This window comes from uncultured Methanobrevibacter sp. (assembly GCF_900314615.1).
Lineage (GTDB): Archaea > Methanobacteriota > Methanobacteria > Methanobacteriales > Methanobacteriaceae > Methanocatella.
The window spans coordinates 21157-27774 of sequence record NZ_OMWA01000031.1; the positions used below are offsets into that span (position 1 = coordinate 21157).

At 36.7% G+C, this 6618-nt stretch carries 8 protein-coding genes and 2 tRNA genes; 3 read left to right on the top strand and 7 right to left on the bottom strand.

Annotation, left to right across the window (positions count from 1 at the left end):
- Positions 1-173: 173 nt before the first annotated feature.
- Genes frhB through frhA form a run of 4 tightly spaced genes read right to left on the bottom strand, consistent with a single transcriptional unit; the run spans position 174 to position 3690 of the window.
- Complete coding sequence (gene frhB, locus QZN33_RS10565; protein WP_296792195.1) at positions 174-1025, bottom strand: coenzyme F420 hydrogenase subunit beta; 852 nt, start codon at positions 1023-1025, stop codon at positions 174-176.
- Between the two features lie 11 nt (positions 1026-1036).
- Complete coding sequence (gene frhG / locus QZN33_RS10570) at positions 1037-1888, bottom strand: coenzyme F420 hydrogenase subunit gamma (RefSeq protein ID WP_296792198.1); 852 nt, start codon at positions 1886-1888, stop codon at positions 1037-1039.
- The gene (gene frhD / locus QZN33_RS10575) at positions 1888-2457 is read right to left on the bottom strand and encodes a coenzyme F420-reducing hydrogenase, FrhD protein (RefSeq protein ID WP_296792202.1); all 570 of its coding nucleotides are present in this window, start codon (positions 2455-2457) and stop codon (positions 1888-1890) included. The genes frhG and frhD overlap by 1 nt, the downstream gene beginning before the upstream one ends.
- Positions 2458-2475: 18 nt before the next feature.
- Positions 2476-3690, bottom strand: a complete 1215-nt coding sequence (frhA, locus tag QZN33_RS10580; protein ID WP_296792205.1) for a coenzyme F420 hydrogenase subunit alpha — start codon at positions 3688-3690, stop codon at positions 2476-2478.
- Positions 3691-3849: 159 nt separating this feature from the next.
- Here frhA and QZN33_RS10585 point away from each other — a divergent pair, with 159 nt between their 5' ends.
- The 3 genes from QZN33_RS10585 to QZN33_RS10595 all read left to right on the top strand — a co-directional run bounded on the left by QZN33_RS10585 (position 3850) and on the right by QZN33_RS10595 (position 4676).
- Positions 3850-4383, top strand: coding sequence for an endoglucanase (locus tag QZN33_RS10585; protein WP_296792208.1), 534 nt, complete (start codon positions 3850-3852; stop codon positions 4381-4383).
- A gap of 88 nt (positions 4384-4471) precedes the next feature.
- Positions 4472-4545, top strand: a tRNA-Arg gene (locus tag QZN33_RS10590).
- 57 nt (positions 4546-4602) lie between these two features.
- A tRNA-Arg gene (locus QZN33_RS10595) sits at positions 4603-4676 on the top strand.
- Positions 4677-4688: 12 nt separating this feature from the next.
- Here the strand turns inward: QZN33_RS10595 and QZN33_RS10600 are convergent.
- The 3 genes from QZN33_RS10600 to QZN33_RS11765 are packed head-to-tail and all read right to left on the bottom strand — an operon-like array spanning position 4689 to position 6599.
- Entirely contained in the window at positions 4689-5876 is a 1188-nt protein-coding gene (locus QZN33_RS10600) for a TIGR00375 family protein (protein ID WP_296792211.1), read from the bottom strand.
- Between the two features lie 22 nt (positions 5877-5898).
- Positions 5899-6261, bottom strand: coding sequence for a DUF2112 family protein (locus QZN33_RS10605; protein ID WP_296792214.1), 363 nt, complete (start codon positions 6259-6261; stop codon positions 5899-5901).
- On the bottom strand, positions 6165-6599 hold the full coding sequence (locus QZN33_RS11765; RefSeq protein ID WP_369333254.1) for a zinc ribbon domain-containing protein: 435 nt from the start codon (positions 6597-6599) through the stop codon (positions 6165-6167). Before QZN33_RS11765 ends, QZN33_RS10605 begins: the two co-directional genes overlap by 97 nt.
- Positions 6600-6618: the final 19 nt, after the last annotated feature.

Sequence of the window (6618 nt, forward strand, 5' to 3'; positions counted from 1 at the left end):
ATCTGCTGCAAAAGATACACCTGCAGATAACAGAACAGCAAAAATTATGAAAAATAAGAAATATTTATTTAATCTAATATAATCCCCCCATGTAAAATATACATCACTATTTGGGAGAAAAGATATTTAAAAGTAATGATTAAAAAAAAAGAGAAAAAAAGAAAGAAGAAAAATTAGTATTCCACAGGAAGTGGTAATCCTAATTTAGCTCTTCTTTCACGTTCTTTGCCGTTTTTGTCTTTCTTACCTTTAGCTAATTTTTCAAGTAAAGGAAGACCTGGTTTTACTTCGTCCATTGGTTTTGTTTCAATTAAACCAGCGTCAACAGCAGCTTTGAATATTGATTCACCGTCATCAGTTCTGGTTAAAACAGTAGACCATCCGTCAGGAGATCCTACAGAACCGGTTGATACGTCAGCCCATTCAGCAACGTAATCCATACAGATGTTACATCCAGCTTGTTCGTATCCGTGGGTTTCTTTGATAGCTAAACCTGAGTCTTCGCCATCTTTAGTTAACCAGAATTTTCCTTTTCCAATGTCCATTTTAGTAGCATCGGTTAAGCTGTCGAATCCTAATTTTGCGGTTGCAAAAGTGTCAAGAGAAGCCATAGGGAAGTTTTCCATACAGTAGATACCAATCATTAATTTGATTTTGTCAACGACAAATCTAGTGAATGGATAAGCTTGTGCTTTTCTTAAACCTTGGGTTTGACATGGAGTTGCAACAACACCGACTTTTTCTAATCCGTATTGACGGGTTGCGGTTTTTACAGCAGATAAAGTTGGGGACATTGAGTATTTGGTTCCTGCAGCTGCGATAACTTCATCAGCAGAAGTTACTACAGTAGGAATAGGTCTCCAATCTTCATCAGGAGTTCCAGCTACAACAGCACCTTCAATGATTCCTTCATCGAGTGCGTAACAGAGTAATGCTGAAACAATTCCTCCGTCTTGTGATACTTCTAAAATTTTGCTATCAGTAGATCTAGCAGATAATGCTTCTTTGTAAGTACCTAATGGCATGTTCAATCCTCCTATAATCCTGTTTCCTTTTTAATTTCTTTTATAGGTAACCATGCTCTTGGACACATTACATAACATGTTCCACATTTAATACATCTGTCCCTATCACAGCTAGGTCTACCTTCAGAAAAGCCCATAGCTCTTGTAGGACAAGCTAGAGCACAAGTTCCACATCCAGAACATAATCCGTTACGGATAATGTTAGTTAATACATCACAGCCGCATCCAGTGTTACAAGCAGCTTTATCAATAGCTGGTTGTAAGTATTCTAAATTACCTTCACATAATGCAACTACAGTTTTTGCAATCATTTCAGGTGCTACAGGACAACCAGGAAGTGCTAAATCAACTTTAACTAATGAACTTACAGGCACGAAAGATTCGTGTTTAGGTTGTGCTTGTTGACCTCCACGAGCGAAGGTGGTGAAACAACCGGTCATAGCACAGGAACCGAATGCACAAATTAAAGCAGATTTTTTTCTTGCTTCTTGAATTTCGTGAAGACTGTGTTCATCTTGTAAACAAACAGATCCTTCAATTAAACATAAGTCCATTTCTGGCATTTCTTCTGCAAAAGTACCGTGAATCCATTTGTCAACTAAAGTTTGTCCGTATACAATGTCTACCATGTCAGTTAAAACAGTGGATAAAATGTCATAGTTTTCGGTTAAAGACATTGCATCACCAGTACAACCACTTAAGTGTATGTAACCAATACGTGGTTTTGCAGCAGCTGCTTCAGGTTCTGCAGCAGGTGCAGTTTCAACAGGTGTTTCAACAGGAGCAGCTTCAACTTTTTCTTCTACTTTTGGTTTTGCTGGTTCAGCTGAACCGCCAAAAGCTTTTTTCAATTTATCAAACATTATTTTACCCCGATTTCATTTAAAATAAGATCAATAGCTTTAGGAACTGCCTTTTCTACAGGCTCTGTTAAACCCATATCTACATCCGGAGTTGGTATTTCGGCTGGTTTACAACCTACTACAACTACTTCGCATTTTTCAGAGATTTTTTGAAGAGGTTCCTCAACAGTCATTCCGTGAGGGTTATCATATTTTCCTATCTGCATAACATTCGGATCAAATGAATCAACTGTTCCAGGTTCTGCATTAAACTCAACTACATCAATAACTATCAGCTTTTTCCAATCGTACTCAGCATATAACGGGAAAAAGTTTGTAGGAGCTGCTGTTCCACCGTCAACAAATTGAACAGAATCCGGTAAAGTTATACCTTCAAATTTCTTTTCTATTTGAGCTAAAATATCCTTATCAAATTCATCCTCTACATAGGAAGTAACCGCAGGGTCATAATAATCATTTTTATCATCAGTGTATTTTTGCAAAAGATTTATAACAATTGGACCGAATCCATCATCTTTGAATAATACATTTCCACAACCGACAACGATTATATCCGAATCATAAGGCATTTAATTCCTCCAATAAAACTAGATTCTCACCATTTCATTTTTAAGAATGGATTTATCTTCATCGTCAACTACCATTACGTGAGTAGCACATGATAAACATGGGTCGTATGCTCTGATTACATGTGGACCAAACTCATGGTGGAATCCTTCAGTTGCAGGACCCATAGTTGGAATGTTCCAAGTAGTTGGTACAATTGCAGAGTAGAATTGAGTTTTTCCTTCTACAACTTTTGCCATATGTACATCAGTTCCTCTAGGACCTTCGATTACACCAAATCCTAATTCACCAGTACCTCTTTTATCGTAACTTACGTTTGCAGGAGCAGAAGTGTCAAGTGCATCTAATGCTTCCATACATGCGTCGTAGTTTTTGAGCATTTCGTCAGCACGTGCAACGTGTTGAGCGATTACACCTTTGTCTTTGAATCCTTGGAATTTTTCCATTCTTGCTCTAGGACCAGTTTCTACATTGTTACCTTCCCATAAAGGAATAACGGAGCAAGCTCTTGTACCAATTTCTGGATCATCATACCATGCTTCAGGTAATACTTCAGAGAATTTGTCCATGTCAAATTCGTTGGTACCGTAAGTAGCATCCATAGCCATTAATGGTTGGTTAACTACACCTAAATCTTTTGGTAAACCTGCGTCGAGAACTAATCCTTTAATGAATTCTACATGTTCTTCGAGTTTTGGTCTGAGTGCAGTCATTCTTTCAATTAATCTGTCTTTAGTGAATGGAGTAATGTTTCTTGCCATACCACCGACTCTAATATCAGCAGGGTGGATTCCTTCACCAGCACACATGTCTACAACATATTGTACAGTTTTTCTGATTTCACTTACACTGTCAACTGCAGTTGCGAAATTACTTTCGTTAGTAATATCTGGAGCAACTAAGAAGTGGTGAATAGCTGCACTGTTAATACCATGTGCTGCTGCAGTAGCTTTTCTTAACAATTTAGCAGCTGTAGGAATTTCAATTCCTAATGCCATATCCATTGCTTCAGCAGAAGCTAATGTGTGTGGAATTGGACATACTCCACAAATTCTTTGACATAAAACAGGAGCTGTTTCAGGAGCTTTGTTAAGAACCATCTTTTCTAAACCCCTAACAGGAGTTATACTAAAATACATACCTTTTGTAACAATCCCTTCATCGTCAACTTCCATGACCAATTCGGCATGACCTTCTTGACGAGTTGTAGGAGATATAACTACTCTATCTTTCAAATATGTCACCTCAATTATTAGCAATTAGAAACTAACATTTATTATATATGGTTATTATTATTAATAAGTGATGTTGAAAAATAAATATCGAAACATATATAATAGATAAAATTCAAATTAAGTTTATTATAAAATATAATTATTATAGGAGGGAAAAAATTGGATAAAGCAAACATTATAATTTCTGTAATTATCGTATTATGTATTGCGGCAGCAGTTGCTGCATATGGTATAACTAATAGTGATAATCCAATATTCTCTGATTTATCAAGTATGTCATCCAATAACAATGGAAACGGACTTGGAAATAACACCACAAACCCAACCAATACCAGCTCTGTAGCTGTAACTAATGGTGGAGGAAGCAGCAACGCTGGTTCCGGTTCTGGAGCATCAAGTGGAAGTTCCTACGGAGGCAGTAGTAGCAGCAGTAGTAGTTCAGCATCAAGCTACGATAGTGGAAGCAGTAATTCAGGATCCAGTTCCAATTCTGGATCAAGTTCTAGTGGTACTTCCTTATCATACTCATCAGCACAAAGTATTGCTAACAGTGCTGTAGGCGAACCTGGATGCTATGCTGGAAGTGTTTACTATTCAGGTGGATATTGGTATGCTACAATCTACGATGAAGACGGAAATGCAGTAGATAGCATCATGATTAGTGATGCAACAGGTAGCGTAAGTAGAGGATAAATTAATTTAATTCTTTTCTTTTATTTTTTTAGAAAAATAGATAACTATATATAATAAGAAAAATAAAATTATTATTGTTGTATATGTGGGGCCCGTAGCCTAGCTGGATAGGGCGTCGGACTTCTAATCCGAAGACCCCGGGTTCAAATCCCGGCGGGTCCGCTCCCAACACAATTTGACTTTTTTTGAAATATTTTTTTACAAAATTTGTTATTTTATGGGCTTGTAGCCTAGTCTGGAAGGGCGTAAGACTCCTAATCTTAAGATCGAGGGTTCAAATCCCTCCAAGTCCGTATTTAATTTTTTTAAAAATTATCCAAAGTAACTATCTTCTTATTTTCAGGCTTTTTAGGTGCTTTATCGAATAATATTTCGCCGTATTTACCGCCACCACCAGGAATGACATCGATAGTCTTATTTCTAAACGCTTCAATGGCTCCGGAAACATTTGAATCTATTTTTTCAATATCACTAATCGAAGCATTGATTAAAACATCAATTTCAGTGTTGAACTCGCCAATCAGCTTCTGCCATTTGCCCTGAACGGTTTTTGTTGTAACTCCTTTATCATATACTGTTGCAATCAGCTCTGCAAGAGGCATCAGATGAATATAATCCGGCCTGAAATCAGGATGTTTTGGACTTTTAAAATCAGCAATTTCAGATATTCTAAAGTCCACTCCCTTCTTAATTCTTCCGCCGCAGCTGCATTTCATCTTGTTTTCCTTTGCAGCTATAGGATCAACCAGTTTATAGCACTTGGTACATGCAGTCATATGATACTTTCCAAGATTTGGAAGCAAACCGTAATTTGCTTTAACATCTCTCTTTTTAAAAGCCTTTTTTATTGATGAAAATGAAATGTCTTGAAGCTCGATTTGATTAAACTCACGACCCAATCGATGAGGCCATGGAGAGTGTGCATCCGAATTGGTGAGGAATACAAAGTCCTTAAGTTCACTGACAGTATCAGCCATGAATGTATCTGCAGATAAACCCAGTTCAACAAAATCAGGTTTTTTACCGTAACAGTCGTAAATACTGTCGAAGGATTTATACATTCCTGTCCATGGTGTGAATGCATGTGCAGGACCGATAAGACAATCGTATTGACGAACCAAATCCAGGATTTCTGCACCGTCCAGTTGTGTTTTTGGCCTTCCGTCCTGATTTTTATTTTTGGATGGAAGTTTTCCAGAGAGTTCTCTTGCAATGTCAATGTCCGGAATAATAATGAGGTGATGAATCTTGTTTTTACCCTCAACTTCAGTTGTTAGAACAAAATCCATACCTTCAGAGGAATATATTCCTTCTGCTGTAGGGACAGTGCTTTCCTCTATAATGTCAAGCCATCCCGGATGAAAAGCATCTCCGGTTCCTAAAAGATTAAGACCTTTCAGTTTTGACTTTGGAGCGATATTTTTTATAATCATGTCTTTTGATGATGCCATTGAAAAACAGCTGTGAATGTGAAAATCAGCATTTACTAACATGATTAACTTTAAGAAATTCCAATTATATTAAATTTTTCAGGATTTTTTCAACATCCAATAAAGATGCCTTATCTTTTTTAGGAATTAAATCAGTACCTAAATCATCAGGATTGGAATCCTTTAAATCTTTTAAAAAAGTGTTTGTTTTATCTATTAAAGATATTAGCTCTTTCTGGTTTGTCGGATATTTGATTTTTAATGTTGGAATATCCAAATCATCAACTATTTTAACAGCTAGACTGTGTGCATTATTGCAGGAATTACCGCCAATTGAACTTCCACCAACTTTTAAGAAGTTGGGGATTCTCGATTTTTTAACATACCCCTTGTTGAGTGGAATGTTAATACTTTCGAGCCGATACCCGCGCACCGCAGGCCATGACAATCCCAATAGGGACTTGTCTTTATTATTTTTTCTTGGATTAATCTTAATCCTTCATTTTTTATATTAATACTTGCGTTTAAGTCTCTATCATGATGTTTTCCACATACCGGACAGATCCAATCTTCTTCACCTAATTCCAAATCATGATATTGGTATCCGCAGTTGCTGCATTTTTGGCTTGAAGGAAAAAATCTTCCCACTTGAATTATTTTACGATTGTTACGCTCTGACTTGTATTTTAATTGTCTTATTATCTCATATAATGATATGCGTTGTAATTTTGGAGCCCAATGCTTATTTTTAAACCATCCTTTTATGTTTAGTGTTTCTAGTGCTATTACCTGATTGTTTTTTACT

What these genes read in the sequence shown, in the direction of transcription:
- frhB (WP_296792195.1), bottom strand. Translation starts at nt 1,025, where the DNA reads ATGCCATTAGGTACTTACAAAGAAGCATTATCTGCTAGATCTACTGAT.
- frhG (WP_296792198.1), bottom strand. Translation starts at nt 1,888, where the DNA reads ATGTTTGATAAATTGAAAAAAGCTTTTGGCGGTTCAGCTGAACCAGCA.
- frhD (WP_296792202.1), bottom strand. Translation starts at nt 2,457, where the DNA reads ATGCCTTATGATTCGGATATAATCGTTGTCGGTTGTGGAAATGTATTA.
- QZN33_RS10600 (WP_296792211.1), bottom strand. Translation starts at nt 5,876, where the DNA reads ATGTTAGTAAATGCTGATTTTCACATTCACAGCTGTTTTTCAATGGCA.